The 26,538-nt window shown below is 69.2% G+C and carries 27 protein-coding genes; 21 read left to right on the top strand and 6 right to left on the bottom strand.

Translation table 11 applies throughout. The features are described from left to right. Positions 1 to 3: 3 nt before the first annotated feature. The gene (locus OXU32_01800; GenBank protein ID MDE0072704.1) at positions 4 to 948 is read right to left on the bottom strand and encodes a hypothetical protein; all 945 of its coding nucleotides are present in this window, start codon (positions 946 to 948) and stop codon (positions 4 to 6) included. Positions 949 to 1,151: 203 nt separating this feature from the next. Further along, positions 1,152 to 2,387 (bottom strand): alpha/beta fold hydrolase, encoded by a 1,236-nt coding sequence (locus OXU32_01795; protein MDE0072703.1) that lies wholly within the window; start codon positions 2,385 to 2,387, stop codon positions 1,152 to 1,154. A gap of 107 nt (positions 2,388 to 2,494) precedes the next feature. Between OXU32_01795 and OXU32_01790 the strand changes: the two genes are divergently transcribed. Genes OXU32_01790 through OXU32_01775 form a run of 4 tightly spaced genes read left to right on the top strand, consistent with a single transcriptional unit; the run spans position 2,495 to position 7,071 of the window. Next, positions 2,495 to 3,349, top strand: a complete 855-nt coding sequence (locus OXU32_01790; protein MDE0072702.1) for a tripartite tricarboxylate transporter substrate binding protein — start codon at positions 2,495 to 2,497, stop codon at positions 3,347 to 3,349. Beyond that, the gene (locus OXU32_01785) at positions 3,346 to 5,022 is read left to right on the top strand and encodes a thiamine pyrophosphate-binding protein (protein MDE0072701.1); all 1,677 of its coding nucleotides are present in this window, start codon (positions 3,346 to 3,348) and stop codon (positions 5,020 to 5,022) included. The genes OXU32_01790 and OXU32_01785 overlap by 4 nt, the downstream gene beginning before the upstream one ends. After that, entirely contained in the window at positions 5,019 to 5,540 is a 522-nt protein-coding gene (locus OXU32_01780) for a tripartite tricarboxylate transporter TctB family protein (protein MDE0072700.1), read from the top strand. The genes OXU32_01785 and OXU32_01780 overlap by 4 nt, the downstream gene beginning before the upstream one ends. Positions 5,541 to 5,586: 46 nt before the next feature. After that, on the top strand, positions 5,587 to 7,071 hold the full coding sequence (locus OXU32_01775) for a tripartite tricarboxylate transporter permease (protein MDE0072699.1): 1,485 nt from the start codon (positions 5,587 to 5,589) through the stop codon (positions 7,069 to 7,071). A 41-nt stretch (positions 7,072 to 7,112) separates the two neighbouring features. On the opposite strand, the gene OXU32_01770 is transcribed toward OXU32_01775, so the two are convergent. The 3 genes from OXU32_01770 to ggt are packed head-to-tail and all read right to left on the bottom strand — an operon-like array spanning position 7,113 to position 10,826. Beyond that, on the bottom strand, positions 7,113 to 8,711 hold the full coding sequence (locus OXU32_01770) for an amidase (protein ID MDE0072698.1): 1,599 nt from the start codon (positions 8,709 to 8,711) through the stop codon (positions 7,113 to 7,115). Further along, positions 8,708 to 8,977 carry a hypothetical protein gene (locus OXU32_01765; protein ID MDE0072697.1) on the bottom strand — a complete coding sequence of 90 codons (270 nt, stop codon included), beginning with the start codon at positions 8,975 to 8,977 and terminating at the stop codon, positions 8,708 to 8,710. Before OXU32_01765 ends, OXU32_01770 begins: the two co-directional genes overlap by 4 nt. A 13-nt stretch (positions 8,978 to 8,990) precedes the next feature. After that, a complete protein-coding gene (gene ggt / locus OXU32_01760) occupies positions 8,991 to 10,826 on the bottom strand; it encodes a gamma-glutamyltransferase (protein MDE0072696.1) in 1,836 nt (611 codons plus the stop codon). 156 nt (positions 10,827 to 10,982) lie between these two features. Here ggt and OXU32_01755 point away from each other — a divergent pair, with 156 nt between their 5' ends. From OXU32_01755 to OXU32_01710, 10 genes are all read left to right on the top strand, one after another. Next, positions 10,983 to 11,693: a MotA/TolQ/ExbB proton channel family protein gene (locus tag OXU32_01755; protein ID MDE0072695.1), complete on the top strand. Its 711-nt coding sequence runs from the start codon at positions 10,983 to 10,985 to the stop codon at positions 11,691 to 11,693. Between the two features lie 83 nt (positions 11,694 to 11,776). Continuing rightward, positions 11,777 to 12,202 carry a biopolymer transporter ExbD gene (locus OXU32_01750; protein MDE0072694.1) on the top strand — a complete coding sequence of 142 codons (426 nt, stop codon included), beginning with the start codon at positions 11,777 to 11,779 and terminating at the stop codon, positions 12,200 to 12,202. A 3-nt stretch (positions 12,203 to 12,205) separates the two neighbouring features. After that, positions 12,206 to 12,655 carry a biopolymer transporter ExbD gene (locus tag OXU32_01745; GenBank protein MDE0072693.1) on the top strand — a complete coding sequence of 150 codons (450 nt, stop codon included), beginning with the start codon at positions 12,206 to 12,208 and terminating at the stop codon, positions 12,653 to 12,655. Continuing rightward, positions 12,652 to 13,335 (top strand): TonB family protein, encoded by a 684-nt coding sequence (locus OXU32_01740; GenBank protein MDE0072692.1) that lies wholly within the window; start codon positions 12,652 to 12,654, stop codon positions 13,333 to 13,335. Before OXU32_01745 ends, OXU32_01740 begins: the two co-directional genes overlap by 4 nt. Positions 13,336 to 13,435: 100 nt before the next feature. Then, positions 13,436 to 14,164, top strand: coding sequence for a YggS family pyridoxal phosphate-dependent enzyme (locus OXU32_01735; GenBank protein MDE0072691.1), 729 nt, complete (start codon positions 13,436 to 13,438; stop codon positions 14,162 to 14,164). A 47-nt stretch (positions 14,165 to 14,211) separates the two neighbouring features. Then, positions 14,212 to 15,045 (top strand): purine-nucleoside phosphorylase, encoded by an 834-nt coding sequence (locus OXU32_01730; protein MDE0072690.1) that lies wholly within the window; start codon positions 14,212 to 14,214, stop codon positions 15,043 to 15,045. Between the two features lie 10 nt (positions 15,046 to 15,055). Then, complete coding sequence (ileS, locus tag OXU32_01725; GenBank protein MDE0072689.1) at positions 15,056 to 18,271, top strand: isoleucine--tRNA ligase; 3,216 nt, start codon at positions 15,056 to 15,058, stop codon at positions 18,269 to 18,271. Between the two features lie 73 nt (positions 18,272 to 18,344). Further along, the gene (locus tag OXU32_01720) at positions 18,345 to 19,310 is read left to right on the top strand and encodes an RluA family pseudouridine synthase (GenBank protein ID MDE0072688.1); all 966 of its coding nucleotides are present in this window, start codon (positions 18,345 to 18,347) and stop codon (positions 19,308 to 19,310) included. Then, positions 19,289 to 20,317 (top strand): peptidase MA family metallohydrolase, encoded by a 1,029-nt coding sequence (locus OXU32_01715; protein MDE0072687.1) that lies wholly within the window; start codon positions 19,289 to 19,291, stop codon positions 20,315 to 20,317. The genes OXU32_01720 and OXU32_01715 overlap by 22 nt, the downstream gene beginning before the upstream one ends. Beyond that, positions 20,280 to 20,507 (top strand): hypothetical protein, encoded by a 228-nt coding sequence (locus OXU32_01710; GenBank protein MDE0072686.1) that lies wholly within the window; start codon positions 20,280 to 20,282, stop codon positions 20,505 to 20,507. The genes OXU32_01715 and OXU32_01710 overlap by 38 nt, the downstream gene beginning before the upstream one ends. Before the next feature lie 57 nt (positions 20,508 to 20,564). On the opposite strand, the gene OXU32_01705 is transcribed toward OXU32_01710, so the two are convergent. Further along, on the bottom strand, positions 20,565 to 21,008 hold the full coding sequence (locus tag OXU32_01705) for a cupin domain-containing protein (GenBank protein ID MDE0072685.1): 444 nt from the start codon (positions 21,006 to 21,008) through the stop codon (positions 20,565 to 20,567). Positions 21,009 to 21,246: 238 nt separating this feature from the next. Here OXU32_01705 and OXU32_01700 point away from each other — a divergent pair, with 238 nt between their 5' ends. From OXU32_01700 to OXU32_01670, 7 genes are all read left to right on the top strand, one after another. Beyond that, on the top strand, positions 21,247 to 21,900 hold the full coding sequence (locus OXU32_01700) for a hypothetical protein (protein MDE0072684.1): 654 nt from the start codon (positions 21,247 to 21,249) through the stop codon (positions 21,898 to 21,900). A 38-nt stretch (positions 21,901 to 21,938) separates the two neighbouring features. Further along, entirely contained in the window at positions 21,939 to 22,772 is an 834-nt protein-coding gene (locus OXU32_01695; protein ID MDE0072683.1) for a DUF1028 domain-containing protein, read from the top strand. A 368-nt stretch (positions 22,773 to 23,140) separates the two neighbouring features. After that, entirely contained in the window at positions 23,141 to 23,716 is a 576-nt protein-coding gene (locus tag OXU32_01690) for a sigma-70 family RNA polymerase sigma factor (protein MDE0072682.1), read from the top strand. Further along, on the top strand, positions 23,709 to 24,179 hold the full coding sequence (locus tag OXU32_01685; protein ID MDE0072681.1) for a hypothetical protein: 471 nt from the start codon (positions 23,709 to 23,711) through the stop codon (positions 24,177 to 24,179). The genes OXU32_01690 and OXU32_01685 overlap by 8 nt, the downstream gene beginning before the upstream one ends. Further along, positions 24,176 to 24,496: a YbjQ family protein gene (locus OXU32_01680; protein MDE0072680.1), complete on the top strand. Its 321-nt coding sequence runs from the start codon at positions 24,176 to 24,178 to the stop codon at positions 24,494 to 24,496. The genes OXU32_01685 and OXU32_01680 overlap by 4 nt, the downstream gene beginning before the upstream one ends. 2 nt (positions 24,497 to 24,498) lie before the next feature. Continuing rightward, positions 24,499 to 25,914: an alpha/beta fold hydrolase gene (locus OXU32_01675; GenBank protein ID MDE0072679.1), complete on the top strand. Its 1,416-nt coding sequence runs from the start codon at positions 24,499 to 24,501 to the stop codon at positions 25,912 to 25,914. Positions 25,915 to 26,203: 289 nt separating this feature from the next. Further along, positions 26,204 to 26,431 (top strand): DUF2188 domain-containing protein, encoded by a 228-nt coding sequence (locus OXU32_01670; protein MDE0072678.1) that lies wholly within the window; start codon positions 26,204 to 26,206, stop codon positions 26,429 to 26,431. Positions 26,432 to 26,538 lie beyond the last annotated feature (107 nt).

Genomic DNA, 26,538 nt, shown 5'->3' with positions numbered 1-26,538 from the left:
CAGCTACTGCCCGGCCATCATCGCCTGGGCAACGAACTCCGCCCGCATGTCCGGGCGCCCGGGCGAACCCGGCAGCGCTGTCCAGCGCCGACCTGCGACGAAGAAGCCGGGGGAGCCGACGACATCGTCCCATTGACGCTGGACCCGCGCTGGACGGGTTTGCTGTCCGGCCGACGGCAGCGGGGGGGCGGCGGGCGGCTTCACGTCCGACACCTGCGAGACCCAGGCCCGGAAGCGGCGCCGAACCAGGGTCGGTTCGCGGGTTGCGACGGAGAGCGTACACCCCACCAGGCGCACGCTGTGGCGCTCGAGCGTGCGTCGGCGCACACCCGCCCTCCCGGCGATGGCGTCCCAGCGAGTCTTCGGCCGCTCGCCAAGCGCCCACATGAGCAGGGCCCAACTGAGGAGCTGCTTGGGACCGCACCGCAGCGGCATGTTCTCCTTCCAGTACCGGCGGAAGGTCTCCGCGGGCACCTCGATATCCTGCGCGAGATCCCGGACCGATTTCGCCGGCGGGCTGGATCGCCACTCGTCCGAGAGCCTGCAGATGCGCTCAACCGCCTTCACCATTGACCAGTGCAGCGAGCCGGACCAGAGCATGCGACGCCCCAGAAGCCGGAGCGGATCCCGATGCATCACATTGACCCGGCCCAGAGTCGGCCTGAGGTGGTCGTGCGCTTCCTCCTCCCATACGACCTGAAACCGGTGCGACTCGGCCGTCCGGAGCCGCTGGAGGCGAGCCAGCGACAACGGCGTAACCACGATGCAGGAGGGCCTTGCGAGACCCTGGGCGAAAACCTCCCGGAGCCAGGCCACGTCGGAACTCGAACAGCGTTGCAGACCGGCGATGCCGATGTCGGTCGCGGCGATGAACGAATGGAACTCGTCGCGGTCCCGCGTGGAGTAAAGATCCGCGTCGCCGAGCAACCCTTCGATCCGGTCGCGCAAGTCACGTGTGTCATAATACAACGCGATCATGAGCGCGCCGGGGTTCGGGTGCGGGTCGCGAACGCATCGCTACGTGACGGTATCCCCCGCCCGGAACCCTGTCAAATCGCGACACCCATGCGACAAAACGCTGTTCCTGCTCAGCTCTTCTCCGTCAGCTCGAGCGGCGGGTTCCACTCCTGCACCCCCGGCATCGGCCGTCCCTAGGTGTTTCCGTAGGGATCGCCCCGCCCCAGCAGGAAGCGGAGGATGAGCCGGTGCAGCATGTTCATCTTCGGCAGCAGCCCGTGGAAGCCCGCGGCGGCGGACAGCGCCCGGTCGCGGATCTCCCAGTAGCCGAAGTCGCCGGGAGTGACGCACACCACGCGCGCCTCGTCCAGGAAGGGCGGGATCGCGCCCTCGAGCGGGACCGTGCCGTCGCCGGTGTCGCGGCGGTCGCCCCCGATGTCGGAGTCCCACTCGTTGCGTCGTTCCGCGCCCCGCAGGTCGAAGCGCGGGAAGCCGTTTTCGTCGCGCGTCACCCTGAGTCCGATGCGGGTCCTGGAGTCGACGCCCGCGATGGCGAGCCAGCCATCGCCGGCATCAGGCAGCTCCAGCCCCGAAATGCGCTCGCGGTGCGCCCGTGCCTCGTCGAGCATCTTCCGAAAGAGTTCCGCCCCGGTTACGTCCCAGTCCCTGACCTGATGTTCGATGGTCTGAACCACGTTCGGTTGCCACGCTTCCGGCCGGAAGAAGTTCACCGCCATGCCGCCCTGGGACGCGATCGACCCCGCCGACTCCGGCAGCAGGTGATAGAGGGCGGGCGTCATGCGGGCCATGCGCCGCTCCCGGGCCTTGCCGGAGTCGTCCCCAAGCTCGCTGGTCCCGGTGGCGACCTTGAGGATGGCCTCGTACGAGCCCCGGAACGGGGTCCCCAGCGTCACGACCTTGTCGACGAGGTGGCTGCCGTCCGCGGGGCTCCCGATGCGCTCGGCGAAGAGCCTCTCGGCGTACCCCGCGATGATCAGCCCGCCCATCGAATGGCCGATCAGGGACACGGTCGGGTTGGCCCGATACGCCTCGTCGTCCCGGTAGTGCTTCATCAGCAACGTTCTGTCGATGACCTCGCGCACGAAGGCGGCTAGCCGCTCCTCGGTCCAGTCCAGCGGCAGGCGCCAGTCGTAGCCGAACGGGAACACCGGCACGGGCCCCGGCTGGTCGTCGGAGAGCCCGTCGCGCAGCTCCTCGATCAGATCCTCGTAGATGAGCGGGAAGGGGCCGCGCGGCATGACCCGGGCCGGCTCGCGCAGCTCGTAGCGCTGGTCCTCCGGGTGCAGCGTGACGCGGTCGTAGCGGCGCTTGAGCATGGTGGTCCAGACGGCCTCGGGCGGCAGCTCGTACTCGTCGTGGAGGTCCGACGCCGTGATTCCGGGAACGACGATGACGGGGGAGATGGGCATGGGGGGGAATCGTCTGATGTTGTCGTAGTGTCGTCTGGTCTTGACGTTGCGAGCCGACGCGCGCCTCCGTCACCTTGCCTGGAATGGCGAGCCGCGAGATCCGCCATGTGATCCCGTGGCGGGCCGGCGGCGGCACCGACACTGCCATGCGCGGCTTCATGAGGTGGTTCGAGGAGGAGATCGGCGTCGGAGTGGTCACCGAGAACGTCCCGGGAGGACTGAGTTCGGTCGGCCTTACCGTCGTGCAGAACGCGCCCGCGGACGGGTACACGCTCGGGACCATGACCTACGATGCGCTCAGCGTCCAGTTGCTCGGCCTGGCGCCGGTGGACTGGAGGGCGCTCGAGCCGGTGTGCATGGTGACCGAGCATCCCAGCGCCCTGATCGTCCCCGCGGATCGATGGGCGGACCTGGCGGCGTTCCAGGCTGACGCGCGGGCCAACCCGGCCACAATCGCGGTCGGAAACGTGGGGCAGAAGGGAGTCTGGCATCAGCACGCCGCGGCCATGGAGCAGGCGATGGGCGTCGAACTGAGGCACATCCCCTACGAGGGAGGTTCCGGGCCGCAGGTCGGCGCGATTCTCGGAGATGAAGTCGATGCCATCGTCTCCAGCCTCCCCGGAGCGATGTCCTACGTGCGCAGCGGGGAACTGCGCGTACTCGCGCTGATGGCGCCCGAGCGGAGTCCGCTGGTGCCGGACGTGGCGACGTTTGCGGAACTCGGCTACGACCTGGAATACGGGAGCTTTCGGATGTTGATGGCGCCGCCCGGCACACCCGATGATCGGCTCGCGACCCTGGAGCGCGCCTGCGAGGCTGCGGCGTCGTCGCCCGAGTTCCAGGAATGGGCACGGGCCGGGGCCGTGGGCGCGACGTGGCGCGGGCGGACCGCCGTGCGCGAATACCTGAACGACCTCGCCCCGCGGGTCGAGGGTCTCCTGGCCGCGCTGGAGGACGTGTGAACGGCGGCCAGGCCCTGGTCGGCGTACTCGAGCACCTGGGCGTCGACACGATCTTCGGCTTGTGCGGCGACACGTCGCTCCCGTGGTACGAGGCGCTGGCCGCGTCGCCCGCCATCCGCCACGTCCTCACCCGCGACGAGCGCAGCGCCGCCTTCATGGCCGACGCCTACGCCCGCCTGAGCGGCAGGGTAGGGGTGTGCGAGGGCCCGAGCGGCGGCGGCGCGACCTACATCCTCCCCGGAGTCGCGGAGGCGAACGAGTCGTCGGTGCCGATGGTGTGCCTCACCTCCGACATCGCCACCACCGAGCGGGGCGTGGGCACGCTGACCGACCTCGATCAGGCCGCGCTGTTCGCGCCCGTGACCCGGCGCGTGTTCTCCCCCACTACCCCCCAGGACCTGCCCGGCATGACGCGCGCGGCCTTCCGGGAGGCCTCCACCGGCCGCCTGGGCGCATGTCAGATCGCCCTCCCCTTCGACACCCAGGGCGGTTCGGTCCCCGCTTCGGCCGTTCACGGCGACGCCTGCTACGGCCGCTACCCCGCCGAGCGGGTCGCCCCCGCCCCCGACCAGGTGCGCGCCGTTGCCCGCGAGCTGGCCCGCAGCAGCCGCCCCCTGATCGTGGCCGGCGCCGGCGTGCTGCGCTCGGGCGCCTGGACCGAAGTGCGCGAGCTCGCCTGCGCACTGGGCGCCTTCGTGGCCACCTCCGTCTCGGGGAAGGGGAGCATCGCCGAGACCGACCCCCTTTCGCTCGGGGTGATCGGCAGCAACGGCGGCCTGCCCTGGCGCCACGACCTGGTGCGCAAGGCCGACGTGGTCTTCTACGTGGGGTGCGCCACCGGCTCCGTGACCACCGAGAAGTGGACCCTCCCCCGCCCGGGCGACGCGCGCTTCGTCCAGCTCGATGTCGACCCGGGCGTCCTCGGGCGCAGCTACCCGCTTGCCGCGGGCATGCGCGCCGACGCGCGCGAGGGCCTCGTCGCCCTCACCGCCGAGCTGCACGACCGGGCAGCCGCCACCCCCCGCCTCGACCCGGTCGAGATCGCCTCCGCCCGCCGCGCCCACCGCGACCGCGTGGCCGGGCTGTTCGCCTCCGAGGAGCAACCCGTCCGCCCCGAGCGCCTGCTCGCCGAGCTGCTGCCCCGCCTCCCTGACCGCGCCATCATCCTCGCCGACCCGGGCACGCCCTGCCCGTATTTCTCCGCCTACTGGCGCCTCCCGCAGGCCGGCCGCTGGTTCGTCAGCCCGCGTGCCTTCGGGGCCCTGGGGTACGCGCTTCCCGCCGTGGTCGGTGCGCACTGTGCCCGACCCGACGCCGGCCGCGTCATCGGCGTCATGGGCGACGGCAGCTTCGGCATCTCCGCCGGTGAGCTCGAGACCCTGGTGCGGCTCGACCTCCCGGTCACCCTCATCGTCTGCAACAACGCCGGCTACGGCTGGATCAAGGCAGGCCAGAAAAGCCGCGGCAGCAGGTACTTCTCCGTCGATTTCAAGGACTCCGACCACGCCGCCATCGCCCGGGCCTACGGTCTGCGCGCCCGCCGCGTGGAAAACCCCGCCGAGCTGGGCGAGGCCGTCCAGGAGACGCTCACCGCCCCCGGCCCGTTCCTCCTCGACGTCGTCACCCAGCCGCTGGAGGAAGCCAACGCCCCGGTCTCGAAGTGGATCGCGTGAGCGCGGACGGCGGCCGTTCTCCGCGAACCGACCTCATCTCCGGCGCCAGCCTCTTCGTCGTCGCCCTCGCCTACGGTTTCGGGGCCGGCGGGCTCGCCTCCTCGGGAGATGCGGACGTCGCCCTCGTCCCAATCGGCCTGGCTTCCGCGCTCGCGCTCCTTTCGGCCGGCATCGCGCTCTCCGGATGGCGCAAGCTGCGGCGCGAGCGCGCAGCCGAAGGTAACCGGACGGCCGACGCGACCAGTCACGACCCAGTCTCCAGCTCTCCCGACCCCGGTTCCGCTCGCGCCGGCCCCACCCGCGCCTGGACCGTCATCGGCCTGACCATCGTCTACGCCACCGTCTTCCAGACCCTGGGTTACATCCTCGCGACCCTGCTCTACACCGGGGCGATTGCTGAACGCTTCGGCGCCGAGCGACGCACGATCCTGTTGCTGGCACCCTGTGTGACGCTCCTCACCTACGTGCTGTTCCGGGTGGTACTGGGTGCCCGCCTGCCGGAGGGCCTGCTGGGATGAGTCGCGAGCGATTGGCTCCGAGCGTCCCTGCCACGCGAGGCGCTCCGTGAACCTCGAGCTATTCCTCGACCCGACCCTCCTCCTGTCCCTCGCCGCCGGCTCCCTGCTGGGGATCGCCATCGGCGCGATCCCGGGCCTCACCGCCACCCTGGCCATCGCGCTGCTGCTGCCGCTGACCTACCAGCTCTCGGCCGCCAACGCGATCGTGATGATGGTCGGAATCTTCACCGGAGGCCTCTACGGGGGCTCGATCGCGGCGATCGCGCTCCGCATTCCCGGGGCGCCCGCGAACGCGATGACCATGCTCGACGGAAACGCGATGGCGCTCCAGGGCCGGACCGGCACCGCCATCGGCATCGCAACCTTCAGTTCCGTCGTGGGGGGCCTGGCCGGGGGCCTGGTTCTGGTCCTCTTCAGCCCGCAACTGGCGCGCATCGCGCTGCGCTTCCAGTCCCCCGAGATGTTCGCCCTGGTGGTGCTGGCGCTGGTCGCGGTCGCGACGGTCTCGCGCGAATCGCTGGCAAAGGGCATGGCCGCCACCGTCATCGGCCTGATGCTCTCGACGGTCGGCATCGACCCCCTGGTGCCGGTCCCACGCTACACCCTGGGCTCGGTGAACCTGCTGGTTGGCCTGCCGCTGATTCCGGTGGTCATCGGCATCTTCGCCTTCACGGAGTTGTACCGTCAGGCGAGCCTGCCGCCGTCGAGGACGCAGGATCACCCCTCGGACGGGCGGGAAGGCGCCCTGGGCTGGTGGCGAGAGGTGCGCCGCGTGGGATGGAGGCCCTTCGTCAAGAACTCGGTGATCGGCACATCAGTCGGAGCGCTCCCGGGCGCCGGCGGCGCCATGGCCGCCTTCCTGGCCTACAGCGAAGCCCGCCGCAGCTCGCCCGAGCCGGATCGCTTCGGCAAGGGCGCCCCCGAGGGCATCGTCGCTCCGGAGGTTGCCAACAACGCCGTGACCGGAGGCGCGCTCATACCGCTGCTGGCGCTCGGAATCCCCGGCGACTCGGTGACCGCGGTCATCCTCGGCGGCCTGGTGATTCACGGCATCACCCCCGGTCCCCAGCTCTTCACCGAGAACGCGGACCTCGTCGCCCCGCTCTTCGCCGCATTCTTCGCCAGCTACCTGCTGATCCTGGTGTTCGGCCTGACGCTGCTTCCACTGTACGCGCGCATCACGCGCGTACCGCGAAGCATCCTCTTCCCGGCGATCGCGCCGCTGGCCGTGGTCGCGGCCTTCACCTCGGAGCGGACGACCTTCGCCATCTACGTCGCCGTGGGCATCGGCATCCTCGGCTACGTCCTGAGGCGCTTCGGCTACCCGGTGATCCCCGTGCTCCTCGGCCTCATCCTCGGCCCGATGCTCGAGTCCAACTTCCGCCGCGCCCTGATCCTCTCGGACGGAGATCCCCTGATCTTCATCTCATCGCCCATCAGTGTCGGGCTCCTGCTCGCCGCCGCCGGCTTCCTGTTCTACGTCGTGCGGGGACAGCGCAGAACGCAAGGTGGCTCGAGCGGGCAGGCGTAAGGCGCAGAATGTCTTGATGCGGAAAACACTCGCCAGCTGCGCTACCCGCTCGGATCCGGCGCCCTCTCCCGATGAAAGTCCGTCACCGCCTGGTACGCGGCGATCACCGCGAGCAGCCGCTCCTCCCCGAACGGCGGCGCCCCCAGCGTAACCCCGCGCGGCACCCGCGCCCCGGTGGTCTCGTCCGTGTCGAATCCGATGGGCGTGCACGCGAGCGGCAGCCCGACCCCGTCGAACGAACCGCCCGCGCTCGTTACCACGACGTCGCACTGGTTGAAGAGCTGCGTGACCATGCGGTGGCGAAGGAGGTTGCGGGCCTGCTGGACCTTTACGTAGGTGTCGGCGCTCTGGAGCATGCCGTTCAGGAAGCGCGGCAGGCGGTCGGCGAAGTTGCGCACGTCATCGCGCAGTTGCTCGATGAAGAACGCGGTCGGGTCGCCGTGGGAGCCGCCCAAGGGCGGTGACGTCAGGGTTTCCCAGTCATCTGGAAGGGTCACGTCCGGCACGATCTGAACGCCCGGCGTGCGCTCGAGTGCGGTGAGGAAGTCGCGCCTCAGCTCGTTCACGCGCTCGTTGTCGCCGTCGAGATACTCGGGCCACACGCCCACCCGGGTCGTCCAGCGCACGCGCGGCCGGTCGCCTCCGAACGGTGTCGCCGCGAGCGCGTAGTTGGGGGGCCGCGGGAGGCCGAGCGTCCGCGGATCGTTCGGATCCGGCTGCGCGCACACCTGGAGCAGGATGGCCGCGTCCATGGCGTCGCGCGCCATCGCGCCGACGTGGTCGCGCGTGTAGCTGAGCGGGATGATGCCGTGCAGGGAGATGCGGCCGAAGGTGGGCTTGACCGCCGTCAGCCCCTGCGCGGTGGAGGGACCGATCACCGAGCCGCCGGTCTGGGTTCCCAGCCCGGCGACCGCGAGCCGGGCCGCCACCGCCGTGCCCGTGCCCGAGGACGATCCCGACGGGCTGTAGCGCACGTCGTCCGGGGTCCAGGCGTTGCGCGTGGTCGGCGTGGTGGTGCCGTAAACGCGCGCCCTGCCGCCTGCCAGGTTGCCCATCTGTGCCTTGCCCACGACCAGGCCGCCGGCAGCGCGCATCAGGGCTACGCAGGTGGCGTCGTAGTCCGGCTGAAAGCCCTCGTATACAAGCGATCCGCCCTCGGTCAGCAGATCCGCCGTGTAGCAGTTGTCCTTCGGCGCGAGGCACATGCCCCGTAGCGGGGCGCGCCGCTCGTCGGCGGGCGTCCGGGCCAGTTGCGCGAGGAGCGTCTCGCGCGACGGACGGTCGGCGTAGGCCTGGTAGGTCCCTTCGAAGGCCTCGATCCGGTCGACGTACGCCTCGACGAGGTCTACCGGCGCCAGCGCGCCCGACCGGACCAGCGTCATCGACTCCGACATCGTGAGCTGCGTGAGGTCGTCGACCTCCTGAAGCCGGACACCCGCCCCGAAGGCTTCCGGCGTCACCGCCGGGCCGCGCGGGCTCGCGGCCGCCGGCGTGCGCGCAAACAGGGTGCCGGCCGCCGCGGCCGAAGAAACCCACGCCATCCGCTCCACAAACCAGCGGCGCGAAACCCGCTCGTCCTGGGGGATGGGGGCCTCGCGGGCCCGGGCGCTCACCGCGCGGCCGGCGCCACCCCCGCTCATGATCCTGCCTCCCCGGTCCACGCCACCAGCGGCGCCGGAAAGGCGCTGGGCAGATTGAACTGCGGATCGATGTGGAAGTTGGCGGCCTCCACGTCCTGCCGGAGGATCGAGCGGCCGTTCTCGAGCAGCCGCTCCTGGTCCATCGGCGCGTCCTCGTCCGACTCCGGCAGCACCGAGATGTCGATCCCGAGCAGCCGGTAGCGGGTCAGGATGTAGGTGTTGAGTTCTTCGTCCGTCGGTTCGGGCGTCTGGGGTCGCGGGCGCATGGCTCTCTCCTCCTTACCATCCAATCACGTAGTCGCTCTTCGCCGGGCTCACGCCGCCGTACATCACGCCGGTCTCCGGGTCGATCATGACCATCTTCACCGCCCCGGCTCCGGACGCCGTCTGGCGGTAGGGCTGCTGCAGCGGGCTCACCTCCACGCGGTGCCCGAGGGCGGCCAGCGCCTCGCCCGCCCCCTGGTACAGCACCTCGGGCATCGTCAGCATGCCCCGCATGCGCCCCGGATACATCGACGCGCGGAAGGCGGTGCTCGTCACCGTGGGCGCCTCCACCGCCTGCTGCACGTTCATGCCGAAGTGCACCACCGCCAGGAACGCCTGCAGCATCGCCTGGGGCTGGTTGTCGCCCCCGGGGGTGTTCCACGCCAGGTACGGTTGGCCGTCTCTCAGCGCCAGCGCCGGGTTGATGGTGTGGCGGGTGCGCTTGCCCGGCTCGAGCACGTTCACGTCGTCCGGCTCGAGCCCGTAGTAGGGCATGCGGTTGTTCAGGAAGTAGCCGCCGCCCGGAACCACCATCCCGCTGCCGAAGCTCGAGTTCACGCTGTGCGTCACCGAGACCAGGTTGCCGAAGCGGTCCGCGATGGAGAACGACGAGGTCTCGCCGTCCTCCCGATAGAGAACTTCGGGCCGGGAGACGTCCTGCGCCCCGCTCTCGTACTCCGCGGCCTGTCCCTCGGCCACGGCGGCCATCCTGCGGGGATCGCCGGCTGGAGCCACGCTCATCGCCCGGTCCATGCGGATGAGCCCGCGCCGCGCGGCCGCGTATTCCTTCGACAGCAATTCCTCGGTGGGAACGTCGCTGAAGCGCGGGTCGGCCACGTAGCGGTTCCGGTCGGCGAAGCCCAGCTTCATCGCCTCCGTAACCACATGCACGTATTCCGCGGAGTTGTGGCCCATCGCCTCCAGATCGAAGCCCTCGAGGATGTTCAGCGCCATGAGCATGACGATGCCCTGCGAGTTGGGCGCGCTCTGGTAGACCTCGAGCCCCTCGTAGCTCACCTGGATCGGATCCGCCTCCTCGGCCTCGTAGCCTGCGAGGTCCTCGTAGCGCAGCAGTCCGCCCTGCTCCTCGTAGTAGTCCGCGCTCATCCGGGCCAGCCGGCCCCGGTAGAAGGCGTCCGCGCCCTCGCGCGCGATCTCTTCCAGCGATCGCGCCAGGTCTTCCTGCACGTAGATGTCGCCCACTCCGAGCAGCCTCCCGCCCGGCATCAGCAGCTCACGCGAGGCAGGGTAGGGGGAGATCTTCTCCACCGAGCGCTCGTGATGCCCGGCAACCCAGAAGTCGAGCGGATGCCCCCGGCGCGCGGCGAGGATCGCGGGCGCCAGCACCTGTTCCCTGGGCAGGCTGCCGTAGCGCGAGTGGGCCAGCTCGAAGGCGCCCACCGCGCCCGGAACGTCGGTCGACAGCGGCCCGGCGCCGGGGATGCCTCCGTGTTCCTCGTAGAACTCGCGCGTCGCGAGCGCGGGCGCGTAGCCGGTTCCGTTGATGAAGAGGACGCGGTCCTCGGCGGCGAGATAGGCGACCATGAAGGCGTCTCCCCCGATACCCGCCTGGTGCTGTTCCACGACCGTCGTCATGTAGAAGACCGCCGAAGCGGCGTCGAAGGCGTTCCCGCCGGCGCGCAGCACCTCCTCGGCGGCCAGCGCCTCCAGCGGATGCTCCGCCGCGACCATGGCCTCGGTGCCGAGGATGACCGGGCGCCAGACGGGCCGATCGGATGCCTCCTGGGCTCCCGCGGGAGGCGGGCCCGCAGCGGCGAGCAGGAGCAGGAACATGATCGCGCCAGAGACGCGCGCGGCGTCCCGGCCGGTGGTGCGGAAGATTGCGTTCATGGCGTCGCCTCCTGGCGGGATTTCGGCGTTGACAGGCCGGCGGATGGGCAGATAGTTTCGCACTGCTGAAGTAGCGCGCACGGTGCGCGCCCGCTAGAGTTCCGTCTGCCCGGGCATCTGCGATCCCGGCCGAATCCCGTCAAAAGGAAGGCTTCGGTGGCCAACGACCAATTCGGACTCCTGACCCTGTTCGCCGACGGCGGATTCATGATGTATCCGCTGGTCCTGTGCTCGCTTATCGCGCTCGGCGTGATGATCGCCAAGTTCTGGACCCTGTGGGCGGCCCACAAGGACACCGCGAAGGTTCTGGCGGAGGTCGACGAGCTGGCCCGGGCCGGGGACATCGACGGCGCCATCGCGGCGGCAGGCTCCAAGCGGGGACCGGCGTCGGCCATCCTCATGGCCGGGCTCCGGCGCATCAAGGGGCGCGAAGTGGGCGAGGGCGAGATCGAGCAGGCCGTCAGCACCGTCGGCACCATAGAGCTCGGTTTCCTGGAGCGCGGCCTGGTGGTGCTCGCGACCATCGCCAACGTGGCGCCCCTCATGGGCTTCCTGGGCACGGTGGCGGGCATGATCCTCGCGTTCGCGTCGATCGAGGCCGCGGGCAGCGTGGATCCGGCGCTCGTCGCCGGCGGGATCAAAGTGGCGCTGCTCACCACCGCATCCGGGCTCGCGATTGCGATTCCGGTCAACATCGGATACAACTTCTTCGTCACGCGCATAGACAAGCTGATCGTCGATATGGAGCAGGGCACGCAGGCGATTCTGAACGTCACCTGGGATCTGGAGAACGCCGGCCATTTGACCGTGGTCGCCAGGGATCCGATCACCGCCCTGTCCCCGCCCCCGCCGAGTCTGCCCGCCTGATCGGGCGTGACGGGAACGATACGGGGAGCGGATTGGTAACTTAAGGATTACGGAACAGCCACAATCGGCGGGAGGACCTGAAGATGGCCGTACTGCAGAACAAGAAATCCAAGGTCAGCGACGAGGTCCCCACCTCCTCGATGGCGGACATCGCCTTCCTGCTGCTCATCTTCTTCCTGGTCACCACGGTCTTCCCGAAGGACAGCGGGCTGGCGGTGGTGCTTCCCGAGTCCGCGGAAGAGGTCCAGGTCAGCCAGCGCAACATCCTGCACCTCTCGGTTCTCCCCAACGGCCTGGTGGACGTAAAGCGGGGCGAGAGCACGCAGATTCAGCAGGTGCGCGCCAACGACGTTGAAGCGATCTGGCGCCAGGGGGTCACCGAGAACCCCAACCTGATCGCCGCGGTCAAGACCCACCCGAACGCGCCCTACAGGTTCATGGTGGATGTCCTCGACGCCCTGCAGACCGCCGGGGCGGAACGTATTTCCCTGCAGCTGCTGGAGGATTAGCCGATGGGTATCAAGGCGGGCGGATTTTCGCGCAAATCGAAGGCTTCCGACGAGATCCCCTCTTCGTCGCTGGCCGACATCGCCTTCCTCCTTCTGATCTTCTTCATGGTCACGACCGTCTTCCGCACCAGCAAGGAGCGGCCCATCGAGTGGGCGGCGGCGGCGGCCAGCGAGAAGATCGACGAAAAGAGGGAGGACATCCTCCACGTATGGGTTGAGCGCAACGGCGAGGTCTGGGTGAACGACCGCAGCATCACCATGACGACCCTGTCCAACATCGTGGCGCCCCTGTACGCGGCCTCGGACCGGCGCCTGGTGATTTCCTTGCGCGCGGACACGGACGTGCCGTATCAGTTCGTGAACCAGGTCCAGGAGGAACTGCAGGAAGCAAACGTGGTCCGCGTGGTATTCGCGACCGAGTTGGAACGCCGCATGACGAGGGAGAGACGATGAGCGACAACGAATCTGTACAGGTGCAGGAAGGCCCGACCCTGACGGCGAACGACCGCTTCAAGAGGTCGTTCAACACCTGGTTCTGGGGATCGGTGTTGGCCGCGACCGTGGTTCACTTCGTGATGTTCATGTTCTGGCCGAACATGACCGCGGAGGACGTCTCGTTCGATTCCGAGGAGTTGGTGGCGATCGAACTCCCGCCGGAGATCGAGATTCCCCCGCCGCCCCAGGCGATCAGCCGGCCCGCGACCCCCGTGATCGCCGCGGCCGACATCAGCGAGGACATCACCATCGCGCCGACCACCTTCGAGGACAATCCGGTCGAGGAGCTGCCTCCGCCGCCGGACGAGGAGGCGGTCGACATCTCGGCGGCGCCCACCTTCACACCCTACACGGTCCGTCCCGACCTCATCAACGAGCCCGAGGTACAGCGCGCGCTGGAGCGGGAGTACCCTCCGATCCTGCGTGACGCGGGCATCGGCGGCACCGTGAACGTGCAGTTCTTCATCGACGAGGAAGGCAGGGTGCAGAGGACGCTGGTGGCGCAGACCTCGGGACACGCCTCCCTCGATGAGGCCGCGCTGCGCGTCGCCAACGTGTTCCAGTTCACCCCGGCGCTCAATCTGGACAAGATCGTGCCGGTGTGGATCGCGATTCCCATTACCTTCCAGACGCGTTAGTCGCTTCGGACGGTCCGAGCCGGACAGGAACCCCGCCGGAGCTTCCGGCGGGGTTCCTTTGGTTTGTAGGCGACTGGTTCATGGGCGACGGAATGGATCGATGTATCCGGAAAGGCTGAGGGAAGCGCTGCCGCGCGTCCGCGACGAGGTCGAGGAGGCCGCGCGCCGGAGCGGGCGCACGGGCGCCGACGTGACGCTGGTGGCGGTGACCAAGAGCCACCCGCTGGCGGCGGTGGAGGCGGCGCTCGGGGCCGGCATCCGGGATATCGGGGAGAACCGGGTGGAAGAGCTCGAGGTCAAGGTGGGGGCGCTGGAAGGCCGGCCGGCCCCGCGCTGGCACATGATCGGGCACCTGCAGCGCCGCAAGGCCCCGCGGGTGATCGGGATCTGCGACCTGCTGCACTCGGTGGACACGGTTCGGCTGGCCGAGCGGCTCGACCGCTTCGTACCCGCCGGCGCCGCTCCCCTGCCGGTGCTGGTGCAGGTGAACACCTCGGGGGAAGGTACCAAGAGCGGCATCTCCCCCGCGGAGGCGCCGGAGGCCGTCCAGCGCATCACCGAGCTTCCGGGGCTGTTGGTGCGCGGGCTGATGACCATGGCTCCGTTCACCGATCGCGAGAGCGTCCTGCGCGGCGCGTTCCGCGCCCTGCGCCGGCTGCACGAGGAACTCGGCTCGCTCGAGGGATACCGCGGGGAGCATCTGTCGATGGGGATGACCAACGACTTCGGCATTGCGATAGAGGAGGGCAGCACGATGGTCCGCATCGGCACGGCGCTGCTGGGGCCGCGGCCGAGACCGCCCGCGCGGCGGGCGGGGACGGTTGCATGACGACATCGGCGACCGGGACGGGCACGACGACGGCTGCGCCGACCGGCATGGCTTCCGCCAACGACCTCGTCACCCGCATCGACGAGGCGGTCGCAGCAGTCCGCGCCCGCTGCACGCTCCACGCCAAGGCGGGCATCGTACTGGGCACCGGGCTGGGCGGCCTGGCGCGCGAGATCGCCGTTGAGTGCGCCATCGACTACACGGAGCTGCCCCACTTCCCGGTCTCGACGGTGGAGAGCCACGAGGGCCGCCTGCTGCTGGGCACGCTCGACGGGGTTCCCGTGGTGGCCATGCAGGGCCGCTTCCACCGCTACGAGGGCTACACCCTCCAGCAGGTGACCTTCCCCATCCGGGTGATGGCCGCCCTGGGCGCGGACACCCTGGTGGTTTCGGCGGCCTGCGGCGGGATGGACCCGCTCTGGCCGGCGGGGCAGCTGGTGGTGCTCGACGACCACATCAACCTCCTGGGCGACAACCCGCTGGTGGGTCCGAACGCGGATGCGCTGGGCCCGCGCTTTCCGGACATGTCCGAGCCCTACGACCGGGGGCTCCAGCAGGTCGCCCTGGACGCCGCCCTCGCCCAGGGGATTCCGCTCGCGCGCGCGGTCTACGCGGCCGTGACCGGGCCCTGCCTGGAGACCCGGGCCGAGTACCGCATGCTGCGCGCCATGGGCGCGGACGTGGTGGGGATGTCCACCGTGCCCGAGGTCATCGTCGCACGCCACATGGGCATGCGGGTGTGCGGCCTGTGCATCGTTACGGACGTCTGCCTGCCGGACGCGCTGGAGGAGGTCGACGTGCCGACCATCATCCGGGTCGCCATGGAGGCGGAGCCCGGTCTCACCGCGGTGGCCCGCGCGGTCGTCGCCTCGCTGGCGTAGAACGTCCCCCATGCGCTACCCGGACCTGCCCGCCACCCTGCTCGAACTTGAGCAGCAGACCCTCGAGCGCTGGCGCGACGAGGATCTCTTCCGCCGCAGCATGGAGGCATCCGAGGGCCGCGAGCCCTTCGTCTTCTACGAGGGACCGCCCACCTCGAACGCGCGCCCCGGCCTGCACCACGTTCTGGGGCGCACGCTGAAGGACCTCGCCTGCCGCTACCAGGCGCTCAAGGGACGCCGGGTCACGCGCATCGCCGGGTGGGACACGCACGGGCTCCCGGTCGAGATCGAGGCCGAAAAGACGCTCGGCATCTCGGGGAAGCCCGAGATCGAAGCGGTGGGCATCGAACGCTTCAACCGAACCTGCCGCGATTCCGTCTTCACCTACAAGGCGGACTGGGAGGCGCTGTCCGAGCGCATCGCCTACTGGCTCGACTACGAGCGGCCCTACGTCACCTGCGACAGCAGCTACATCGAGTCGGTCTGGTGGATCCTGAGCGAGCTGGCGAAGAAAGGGCTTCTCTACCGCGGCCACAAGAGCGTGCCCTACTGCCCTCGCTGCGGCACCGCGCTCAGCTCGCACGAGGTGGCGCTGGGCTATCGCGAGGTCGAGGATCCGTCGCTCTTCTTCCTCTCTCCTCTCCTCACCGAGGACGGGGGGCCGGACCCTGAAGGACGCGCCTTCCTGGCTTGGACCACCACCCCCTGGACGGTGCCCTCCAACACGGCGCTGGCGCTCAATCCCGCCCTCACCTACGCCGAGGCGGAGGCGGAAGGCCGGCGCGTGATCGTGGCGAAGGACCTGGTCGAGCGCGTGCTCGGCGAGGATGCCCGGATCGTGCGCGAGCACGACGCCCGCTCGCTAGAGGGGGTCCGTTACGCGCGGCCGCTGGAGGTGGTGCCGGTCCCTGACGGCTCCGATGCCGCGTGGCGCATCATTCTCGAGGACTTCGTCACGGCGGAGGACGGCACCGGCATCGTGCACATCGCGCCCGCCTTCGGCGCGGACGACTACGCGGCCGGCCAGCGCCACGGCCTCCCGCTCATGCGCTCCATCGACGACGCGGGGCGCTTCCACGAGGGGCTGCCGCTGGTGGGGGGGATGTTCGTCAAGGACGCCGATCCCCTGCTGGTGGAGGAACTCGACCGCCGCGGCAACCTCCTGCGGGCCGGCCGGGTGGCGCACTCGTACCCGCACTGCTGGCGCTGTCAGTCCCCGTTGCTCTACATCGCGCGCGAATCCTGGTTCGCCGCCACCTCGACGCTCAAGGACGAGATGCTCGCCATCAACCGGGACACGGCCTGGTACCCGCCGGAGATCGGCGACGGGCGCATGGGCGAGTGGCTGGCCGGCAACGTGGACTGGGCGCTGTCGCGCGACCGCTACTGGGGCACGCCGCTTCCGGTCTGGGTGTGCGACCGCGACGACGACACCACCGAGTGGATCGGCAGCCTGGCGGAACTTGAGGAGCGCGCCGGTCCTCTTGGCGAGGATTTCGACCCGCACCGGCCCTTCATCGACGAGGTGATCTGGCCCTGCCGCCAATGCGGCGGGACCATGCGCCGGGCCTCTCCGGTGGTCGACGTGTGGTTCGACTCCGGGGCGATGCCCTACGCGCAGTGGCACTATCCCTTCGAGAACAGCGAGCACTTCGAGCGCCACTTTCCGGCCGACTTCATCAGCGAGGGGCTCGACCAGACCCGCGGCTGGTTCTATTCGCTGATGGCCATCTCGGCGATGCTCGGCCGGGGCATGGCGTTCCGCAACGTCCTCGTCAACGACCTGGTGCTCGACGCCGAGGGCCAGAAGATGTCGAAGACGAAGGGCAATGCGGTCGACCCCTGGGAGGCGGTGGGCGCGTACGGGGCCGACCCGCTGCGCTGGTATTTCGTCACGGTGAGCAATCCGTGGGTGCCCAAGCGCTACGACGAGCGCGGCATCGCCGAGGTGGCGCGCAAGTTCTTCGACACCCTCTTCAACACGTACCGCTTCTTCGCACTGTATGCGAACGTGGAGGGTTGGCGGGCCGACCAGGGACCCGCGGGTGGCGGGGATGCGGGGGACGGCGGGGACGGCAGCGGCGTGCCGGAACGGACGGTCGTCCCGCGCGAGGCGTCGCTCCTCGACCGCTGGATGCTCTCGCGGCTGCATCGCCTGGTGGCGCGCGTCCGGGCCGACCTGGACGACTACCAGTTCACCCCCGCATACCGGAAGGTTGCGCAGTTCGTCGACGAGGACCTCTCCAACTGGTACGTGCGGCGCAGCCGGCCGCGCTACTGGGGCAAGACCGGAGCCGCGGACGCCGATGCCGCCTTCCGCACCCTGCACCTCGCTCTGCGCACGGTGAGCCAGCTGATCGCGCCGGCGGCGCCCTTCACCGCGGACTGGCTGCACCGGGCCCTGACCGGAGGGGAGAGCGTTCACCTGTCCATTCTGCCGGAGGCGGACGAGGGGTGCCTGGACGATGGGCTGGAGCGGGAGATGGACGCGGTGCGCCAGCTCGTCACGCTTGGGCGGGCGGCGCGCGAGCAGGCGGGGGTGCGTGTGCGCCAACCGCTGCGGACGCTGCATGCGGCCATTCCCGGCATCGCCCTCCGGGCACCGGTGCTGGCGGTGTTGCGCGAAGAGTTGAACGTCAAGCAGATCGTGTTCGTGCGCGATGCCGGCGACCTGTTGCGTCTCGAGGCGCGCCCCAATTTCCGTACGCTCGGACCTCGCTTCCAGAAGCACAGCAACGCGGCCGCCGCGGCCATCCGTGCCCTCGGGCAGCCGGCGCTGCGCGCCTGGCGCGAGGGAGAGGCGGTGTCCATCACGGTCGGCGGGAGGAAACACCCGCTCGGCCCCGACGATCTCGAGGTGGCGGAAGTCGGGCGCGGAGACCTGGTGGTGCGCTCGGCCAGCGGCTTCACCGCCGCCATCGACCCCGGCCTGGACGACGAGCTGCGCGCGGAGGGGCTCGCGCGCGAACTGGTGAACCGGGTGCAGCGACTGCGCAGGGACTCGGGCCTGGAGGTCACCGACCGCATCCGGCTCGCCATCTCCGGCCCGGAGGGCGTGCGCGCCGCCGCGGCCCGCCACCGCAGCTTCATCGCGGGCGAGACGCTGGCAGTCGATCTCGTGGTCGCGGAGGAGGGGGATGGGGCGCCGGCGGCGTACACCAGCCATAGGGAAGTGACGTTCGACGGCACCCGCGCCGCGATCGCGCTGGCACACGCGGGCGGGTAGCCGGCCGTCGGATGGCGCCGCGACCCTCCGGGCCGTTCCTCCGGTGCGCGATGCCGGCTGGCCGGGGGGCGTCGTGACCGAGGCCGGCGCGCGGCGCGAAACGCTCATCGTCGGGGAGGGTCGCCCCGAGCGCCTAGACGCGTGGCTCGCCCGCCGCCTCGACCTGTCGCGCACGCGGGCGGCGCGGCTGGTGGAGCAGGGCCGCGTGCAGGTGGAGGGGCAGCCGGCCAGGAAGTCCGCGCCGGTGGCGGCCGGGCAGCGCGTCGATGTGGAGATCCCGCCGCCCGACCCGGTCGACCTCGTTCCCGAGGACATTCCCCTCGCGGTGGTCCATGAGGACGACGCGCTGCTGGTGGTGGACAAGCCCGCCGGGCTGGTGGTCCACCCCGCGCCGGGCCACCCGCGAGGTACCCTGGTGAACGCGCTCCTCCACCACGTCGCCGACCTGGCCGGGGTGGGGGGACGGCTGCGCCCGGGGATCGTGCACCGGCTCGACCGGGACACCTCCGGGCTGCTGGTGGTGGCCAAGAACGACTTGGCCCACCGGGCGCTTTCCGCCGAGCTGGCCGCGCGCAAGGTAGGCCGCACCTATCTCGCGGCCGCCTGGGGGCACCTGCGCGACACCCCAGTGACCGTGGACGCCCCCATCGGCCGCGATCCCCGGGCCCGGCAGCGCATGGCGGTGGTGGAAGGGGGGCGCCGGGCGGTCACCCACCTGGCGGTACGGGAGCGCTGGGAGGCGGCGGAGTTGCTCGAGGTACGCCTCGAGACCGGGCGCACCCACCAGATCCGCGTGCACCTGGCGCACATCGGACACCCGGTGGTGGGCGATCCCGTATACGGGGCGGGGCGGGAGCGGGGGGTGTCGGGGCCCGCCCGGCGCTGGGCGGGGGAGGTGGCGCGCCGGACCGGGCGCCAGTTCCTGCACGCGTGCACCCTCTCCCTCACCCATCCCCTGCTGGGAACGCGCATGCGCTTTCGTTCCCCCCTCCCTCCCGACCTGGCGGAGGTCGCGGAGTGGGCGCGAACGCACCGGTGATCCCGATGACCCTTCCCGGAATCCTCCTGCTGTGCATCTCTGCACTATCGCCACTTCCACCGCCCGATGCGCCCACCGATCAGGAAGCGTCAGGCTATTCCGCCCTCGTGCGATCCGGGATCACCATGCACTACGCCCCGGGCGATTCCCTGCGTGCCGAGCGGCTGCTGAACCTGCTGGTGAACGCGCCCGGGCTGCCGGGCCTGCCTCCGGGCCTCCCCGCCACGGCGACCGTCTACCTCGCGGCCTCCGAGGCCGACTTCCTGGAATTCGCCGGCGGTCGGGTCCCGGAATGGAGCGCGGGTCTGGCCATCCCCTCCACCGGCACCATCGTCCTTCCCATGTACGCCGACGACCGCACACGCGGCTGGAGCGAGGAGCGCGTGGCCCGGCACGAATGGGCGCACCTGGGTCTGCACGAATACCTGCGGGGCCTGCGCATCCCGAGATGGTTCTCCGAAGGGTATGCGGAATGGGCTTCCGGGGGATGGAACGCCGCCGAGGGGTGGCGTCTGCGCATCGCCATGGCGGGAGGCCGCACGCCCCCGCTGGACTCGCTCGCCCTGGTGTGGCCCAGCGACCGGGCATCAGCCGAGATCGCCTACATGCTCTCCGCGACCGCCGTCGAGTACCTGGTGGCATCCAGCGGCGAGCGTGGCCTCGCGCTCTTCCTGTCCCGCTGGCGCGAGGGCAACTCTTTCGAGGCGGCGCTGCGTCGTACCTTCGGTGTCACCAGCGGACAGCTCGAGGGAGACTGGGGCCGATACGTGCGCCGCCGCTACGGCTGGCTCCTGGTGCTTTCGCAGTCGCTCGTCTTCTGGGCGTTCCTGGGGACCCTGCTCGCCGTCATGGTGGTCGTGCGCCGCCGCCGCGGCCGCTGGCGCATGGCGCGCCTGCGTGCCACCGAACTCCCGAATGATCCCGCCTTCTGGCTTGACCCGCCCCGCGACCGAAAGGATCTTGGAACCCATGGCAAGGAAGCGAACCAACCGCCGGGCGGCCCGTAGCCGGGAGAAAAACCGCAACCGGGATGCCGGCTCACTGCGCTTTTCGAGCAAGAACGGCATCCTCGGCCTCGCCGGGCTGCTGGTCATCGTCCTGGGGTACGCCCTGCTCGCGCAGGGATCGATCACCGCGGCTCCCCTGCTGCTGGTTCTCGGCTACCTGGTGCTCCTGCCGCTCGCGCTCGTCCTCTAGTTCACGACGCGGAAGCACCCCGGTAGTCCGGGGGAGGTGACCCGAGGGGGCTGACGGCTAACCCCCATCCTGCCCGGGTCCGGGCCGCTTGAAGTCGACGATGTTCTCCCACTCGCGGGCATCGGAGCGTGCGACGACCGCCAACACCGGCTCCGTGTCGCTGAGGTTGAACACTTCGTGCGGCACGCCGGGCTCGATGAAGATGAAATCCCCGGCTTCGTTATCGAGCGTCTTCTCGAGCCGCGGCCCGAACTCATGGCGCACGTGGCCCTGAAGGATGTAGAGCATCACCTCGAAGTCCACATGGATATGGGCCCGCGCCACGCCGCCGGGCGGGATCATCGCCACGTTCATCGAGAGCGCGCCTGAACCCACGTTCTCGGCCCACATTCCCGTCTTGTATTCGATCCCGTTCCACGCGCGGTGCCTGCCGCCGGCCCGCACCGTGACGATCCCTTCGTGGCGCTCCACCTGTCCGGGAACTCCTCGGTTTCGGGTCATCTCCGACTCCCCGCTACGCGCCGCCTTGCGGCCCCGCTCGAACTCGTATCGCGTCAACCGACGCCTTCCATAACGCAACGCGTAGGATAGCGCCGGAACGAGGCGGTCGTCGAGTTGTGGATCGATGTGACCTCCGTGTACCATGTCCGCCTTCCTCCACTGGCCCGACCCCCTCCGCTGGAGTACGATGTAGCAAGTTGACCTCGTGCAGCCGAAGCCTTCGGCGAGGAGGATGATCATGTACCAGATTCCGAATCCGTCCCGCATCGCTGGCGTCCGTCTGACGGCACGCCTGGCGGTGTCGATCCCGTTCCTCGTGCTCGGTCTCGCGGATGCGCGCCAGGCCGCGGCGCAGGCCGAAGTGGTGGAAGGCCATGCGCCCTCGCGCCGCATCGAATCGATCCGCCCGCGCGCGGGTCCCGCGGGAACCCGCGTGAGCATCAACACCGGGGGGCTGCCCGCCATCACCCCGACCCGCATCGGGCTCGGAGCCGCGCAGTTCGGATTCGAGGAGATCGGCCAGGAGTTGACCACGGAGCGGGGCCGGATCGACATGACCGTCACCGTGCCTGAGTGGGCGCACCTCGACCGACCCACGGTGTTCATCGTCTTCGATTTCTATTTCCGGCCGCTCGCCCTCTCCAACTACTTCCACGCCACCGACGAGAACGGCATTCTCACCCGCCGGGGCCAGCTTATTCACGTGGGCGAACCGTGCTCGGTGCTTTTCGGCGAGTTCGGCGATGTCTACGCGCTGGAGGGCGAGGAGGGCGACTGGGAGATGGGGACCGAGGTGGTCGTCCAGGGCGTCCTCACCGAGAGTTCGCCGTGTCTGCACGAGACCACGATCTCGGTCCGAAGCATGCGGCCGGCGCGCAGCACTTCGCCGTAGCCTCAACCTGCCCCCAAGAAAGCCCTTCGGAGGGTCCGATGAGACGCCTGCTCCTCGCTCTTGCCTTCGTCCTCCTGGTGCCCTCCACGGCGCTCGCCACCTGGTCGATCATCGCCATCGATCTCAACACCGGGCGCGTCGTGATCGCCTCCGCCACCTGCGCGGCGACCGGGCCCGACCAGCTCAAGCTGCTGCAGGCGGTGGTCGTGCCCGGCGTGGGCGTGGCCGCCGCCCAGGCGGGCGTGGACCGCACCCACGAGAACCAGAAGCTCATCTTCGCCGAGCTGCAGAACGGCACCGATCCCGTCGAGATCATCCGCATGCTGGAGGAGGATCCCAACATCGAACGCCGCCAATTCGGCATCATCGACATGCAGGGCCGCACCGCCGGACGCTCGGGCGAGGGCAACCGGGCCGTGTCGCTGGACATCCAGGGGCGCAGCTCGGACAACATCCTCTACTCGGTCCAGGGCAACATCATCGCCACGACCGAGGCGCTCACCGAGCCCGCGCGCATCATGCAGGAGGGCAGCGACGACGTCATTGACCGCGTCATGCGCGCCATGGAGAGGGCCGACGAACTGGGCGGCGACAGCCGCTGCACCTGCGAGACCGAGCCCCTGCCGGAGGCCTACGCCGACTGCAACGGCAAGACCTCGCACGTCGCCTACATCCTCGCCGCGGATCCGGAAGACACGCTGGGCGAATTCGCCGACAACCATCCCGAGAACCTGCGCGCGCCCTACAACGACGGGGACTACCACCTCTATATCTCGGCCATCCCGACGAACACGCTGCCGCATGAGGATGCCAATCCGGTCCGAACCCTGCGCATGCGGTATGATGCGTGGAGGGCGTCCGCCGGGGGTTAGCTCCTGTCGTCGGAGCGGCTGCTGTACACAGATGGCAGGCGCGAAGCGGTAGTTCCCGCCCGGCTGGAAGGCCATCCCGGACGGTCTCCACGAGGCCTCGTTCAGCGCTTGGTGAGCGACCCGCACGAGTACGCCGGTCACCTCTCTGTCCGGGGCCATGGGCGATCCCCGGGAGGTTCACCGGAGTGGCGAAATCGTCACCCGCTCCGCCAGTCGCCTGCCTCGCTCATCCCGTATCTCGATTCCCCGTTCGGCGAATAAACGCCGCGGCTTCGTGTAACTCCTGGCGTACAACAGGTCACCGCAGTCCGAGCAGGTGCCTGCGCACATGGGAGTCATGATTGGACACCTCGGAGGCAACCGACAGCGTGCTCGTTGTTCGCGCGCAGCGTGGCGAGCGCGCGGCCTTCGGCGAACTCGTAACACGATACATGCGGCGCGCCTACCATGTCGCGCTCGGCCTCGTGGGGAACCACGACGACGCGCTGGACCTGTCCCAGGAGGCGTTCGCCAGGGCGTTCCGCGCGCGCGCCAGGATCGACCCCGAACGTCCCTTCTTCCCCTGGCTGTACCACATCATCCGACGACTCTGTTTCAACCATACACGGGACCAGCGGTCACGCCGCCTGACACTGGAGAAGGCGGGCGGTTGGCTTACCGATACGACGATGGGCCGGCGCCCTCTCAGGCCCGACCGGGCGGTGGAGCGCGCCGAACTGCGCGAACAGGTCGGCGAGGCCATCGGACGCCTGGCGGAGCGGGAGCGGGAGATGCTCGTCCTGAGAGAGTTCGAAGAACTCGGCTACCGGGAGATCGCCGAGTTGCTGGGCATTCCCATCGGAACTGTGATGTCCCGGCTCTATCAGGCGCGGCGGTCCCTCGCGCGCGAGATCGAAACGGCCGGAGCCCGGCCCCGCCAGGAGGGAGGTGCGGCCGATGAGTGAGAGCAACATGAGCCCGCCCGGCGACGAGCGGGTGCGGCATCTGATGATGGCCGAAGTAGACGAGGAGATTTCGGGAGAGGAACGCCGCGAACTCGAGTTGGCGCTCGAGGAAAACCCGGATCTTCGCGAGGAGCTGGAGACATTTCATCGCCTGAAGGAGGTCACCGATACCATGACTCCCTTGAAGCCCCCGGAGGAAACCTGGGACACCTACTGGGAAGACGTCTATCGCCGGCTCGAACGCGGCATCGGCTGGGTCCTGGTCTCGCTCGGAACGATCGCTGCCGGGACGTGGGCACTCTGGAACGCCGTCAGTGAGTTGATCCGGGATACGACGATGCCCGGCTACGTTCGTTGGGGCCTGCTCGCGCTCATCGCCGGCTTCGTGATCCTGTTCGTCTCGGTCGTTCGCGAGCGCCTGTTCACGCGCAAGGATGACCCGTACAAGGATGTGGTCCGATGATGCTCACTCCCCGAAGCGACCTCGCAGGATACCGAATCGTGAAGGAGTTCGGCCTCGTGCGCGGCAGCACGATCCGGGCGCGCCACCTGGGCCGCGACATTCTCGCCGGCCTGAAGACCATCGTGGGCGGCGAGATCCACGAGTACACGAAGATGATGGCCGAAGCGCGCGAGCAGGCGATCGATCGCATGGCGAGCGAAGCCGCGGCGTTCGGCGCCAACGCGATTCTCTCCGTCCGCTTCTCGACCTCCTACATCATGGGAGGGTCGGCGGAGATCGTCGTTTACGGCTCCGCCGTACAGGTCGAGGAGAACTGACCATGGTCCTGAGGATGATTGTGGCAGGCGGGTGTGTGATCGCCTCTCCGGCTCAGGCGCAGGAGCCGGACCCCGCGAGCCGGGGGAGCATCGAGGGGGAGTGGGCGGGAGCCGTGGCCCTGCCGGTGGGAGAGTTGCCCTTCTCGGTCACCTTCGAGCAGGCCGGCGGCGTGTTTTCCGCCACGATGGATATCCCCGCGCAGGGCGCGATGGGCCTGCCGCTCATCGCCGTCTCCTACGTGGATGGCCGCGTGCATTTCGAACTCGATTCCCCGATCGGGCGCGCCGTCTGGGACGGAGCCCATGCGGGCGACATGATCGAGGGCGAGTTCACGCAGGGAGGCTTGACGACAACCTTTTCCGCCTCGCGGGCCGGCGCCGGAGAGTCCGAGTCCGAGGAGCCGGTTCCGTACGATGTTGAAGAGGTGTCGTTCCAGAACGGGGAAACCCACCTGGAGGGCACGCTGACGCTGCCGGAGGGGGCGGGGCCGTTCCCGGGCGTGGTCCTGATCACGGGGTCGGGGCCTCAGGATCGGGATCAGGTCGTGTTCGGCTTCCCGGTCTTCCGGGTGCTTTCCGATCATCTCACGAGGCAGGGGATCGCGGTCCTCCGGTACGACGATCGCGGCGTGGGCGGCTCGACGGGGAGCGTCTCCGGCTCGACGACGGTCGACTTCGCGGGCGACGCGCTGGCCGGCCTCGCACGGCTGTCGGAGCATCCGGACGTCGATCCCGACCGAGTGGGTCTCGCGGGACACAGCGAGGGGGCCATCGTGGCGGCCGTGGCGGCCTCGCGTTCGGACGCCGTCCGGTTCGTCGTGTGGCTGGCGGGTTCAACCGTTCCCGGCACGGAGATCCTGTACGAGCAGGCCTCGGCCATCGCCCGCGCGGGCGGCGTGAGCGAGGACCGTATCGAATGGAACACCGACTTCCAGCGCCGACTGTTCGCGGCCGTGGAAGCCGGAGACGCTCTCGACGCCTACCGTGAGGAGTTGGAAGTCGCGCTTCGGGAAGCGCTCGACGAAATGACCGAAGAGGAGCGCGGGGCGATCTCCGACGAGGAAGCCTACGTGCAGGCCCAGATCGACGGGCAGATCAACCAGGTGGAAACTCCCTGGTTCCGCTTCTTCCTCACATACGATCCGACCGAGAGCCTTCGCGGCACGCGGGTGCCGGTGCTCGCGCTCTTCGGCGGACTGGACCTGCAGGTGGTCGTCGACCAGAATCGCCCGCCTCTGGAAACGGCGCTGGCCGGCAATCCGGACGTGACCGTGGAGGTGTTCCCGCGCGCCAATCATCTCTTCCAGGCAGCGACCACCGGATCACCCTCCGAGTACGGAGTGCTGGAACACAACTTCGTCGAAGGCTTCCTCGACACGATCTCGGACTGGATCCTCGCTCGCTTCGGTGGCCGCTAAGGGGGGGAGGATCCGCTAACTGGGCGCAACAAGGACGCCGGCCAACCAGCGCATCTGTGTGCCGACCGCATCGTTCACTCCGGCCTCCTGATCTGTGGGTACGGGCATGCCACAGATCGTAGGCCATCAGGAACTCAAAGCTTGGTGTCTCACCGGAGCGATTCGTTCGACCGCTCCACGATACCGGATGGGTGCATCGAGGGCCAGCCGGGGACGGGGCCCTTGACCGGACACAGATCATCAATTACTCTCCCATCATGTCCGGTCACAGGTAGAGGAGATACAAATCATGCCAAGGAAGCGTAACCAGCACGTTGTCCCAACGAAGGATGGGTGGGCCGTCAAGCGCGCAGGTAGCCAGAAGGCAACGAAGGTGTTTGGCACCCAACAGGAAGCAATCGACAGGGGACGTGAGATCGCTAGGAATCAACAGTCCGAGCTGTTGATCCACGGACGCGATGGGAGGATCCGGGAGAAGAACACATACGGCCGAGACCCCTACCCGCCGACGGGATGAGCGTATCATCCTCAACTGGAAGTAGCGTTTGGCACTGGTTCAGGCATTTCAGCTACCTGGTTGTCGCTTTTGGTTTTACACCGGCGACCACGAACCGCCACACTTCC

This window comes from Gammaproteobacteria bacterium (assembly GCA_028819075.1).
In the GTDB taxonomy this organism is placed as follows: Bacteria; Gemmatimonadota; Gemmatimonadetes; order Longimicrobiales; family Gaopeijiaceae; genus BD2-11.
This window is presented reverse-complemented; position numbering and strand designations above follow the sequence as displayed.

Coding starts and splice junctions, on each gene's coding strand:
- OXU32_01765 (MDE0072697.1), bottom strand. CDS start 8,977: ATGCGCCCGCGACCCCAGACGCCCGAACCGACGGACGAAGAACTCAAC.
- OXU32_01680 (MDE0072680.1), top strand. CDS start 24,176: ATGATGCTCACTCCCCGAAGCGACCTCGCAGGATACCGAATCGTGAAG.
- OXU32_01685 (MDE0072681.1), top strand. CDS start 23,709: ATGAGTGAGAGCAACATGAGCCCGCCCGGCGACGAGCGGGTGCGGCAT.
- OXU32_01770 (MDE0072698.1), bottom strand. CDS start 8,711: ATGAGCGGGGGTGGCGCCGGCCGCGCGGTGAGCGCCCGGGCCCGCGAG.
- OXU32_01750 (MDE0072694.1), top strand. CDS start 11,777: ATGGCCGTACTGCAGAACAAGAAATCCAAGGTCAGCGACGAGGTCCCC.
- ileS (MDE0072689.1), top strand. CDS start 15,056: ATGCGCTACCCGGACCTGCCCGCCACCCTGCTCGAACTTGAGCAGCAG.
- OXU32_01795 (MDE0072703.1), bottom strand. CDS start 2,387: ATGCCCATCTCCCCCGTCATCGTCGTTCCCGGAATCACGGCGTCGGAC.
- OXU32_01705 (MDE0072685.1), bottom strand. CDS start 21,008: ATGACCCGAAACCGAGGAGTTCCCGGACAGGTGGAGCGCCACGAAGGG.
- ggt (MDE0072696.1), bottom strand. CDS start 10,826: ATGAACGCAATCTTCCGCACCACCGGCCGGGACGCCGCGCGCGTCTCT.
- OXU32_01700 (MDE0072684.1), top strand. CDS start 21,247: ATGTACCAGATTCCGAATCCGTCCCGCATCGCTGGCGTCCGTCTGACG.
- OXU32_01670 (MDE0072678.1), top strand. CDS start 26,204: ATGCCAAGGAAGCGTAACCAGCACGTTGTCCCAACGAAGGATGGGTGG.
- OXU32_01695 (MDE0072683.1), top strand. CDS start 21,939: ATGAGACGCCTGCTCCTCGCTCTTGCCTTCGTCCTCCTGGTGCCCTCC.
- OXU32_01745 (MDE0072693.1), top strand. CDS start 12,206: ATGGGTATCAAGGCGGGCGGATTTTCGCGCAAATCGAAGGCTTCCGAC.
- OXU32_01735 (MDE0072691.1), top strand. CDS start 13,436: ATGTATCCGGAAAGGCTGAGGGAAGCGCTGCCGCGCGTCCGCGACGAG.
- OXU32_01730 (MDE0072690.1), top strand. CDS start 14,212: ATGGCTTCCGCCAACGACCTCGTCACCCGCATCGACGAGGCGGTCGCA.
- OXU32_01675 (MDE0072679.1), top strand. CDS start 24,499: ATGGTCCTGAGGATGATTGTGGCAGGCGGGTGTGTGATCGCCTCTCCG.
- OXU32_01740 (MDE0072692.1), top strand. CDS start 12,652: ATGAGCGACAACGAATCTGTACAGGTGCAGGAAGGCCCGACCCTGACG.
- OXU32_01710 (MDE0072686.1), top strand. CDS start 20,280: ATGGCAAGGAAGCGAACCAACCGCCGGGCGGCCCGTAGCCGGGAGAAA.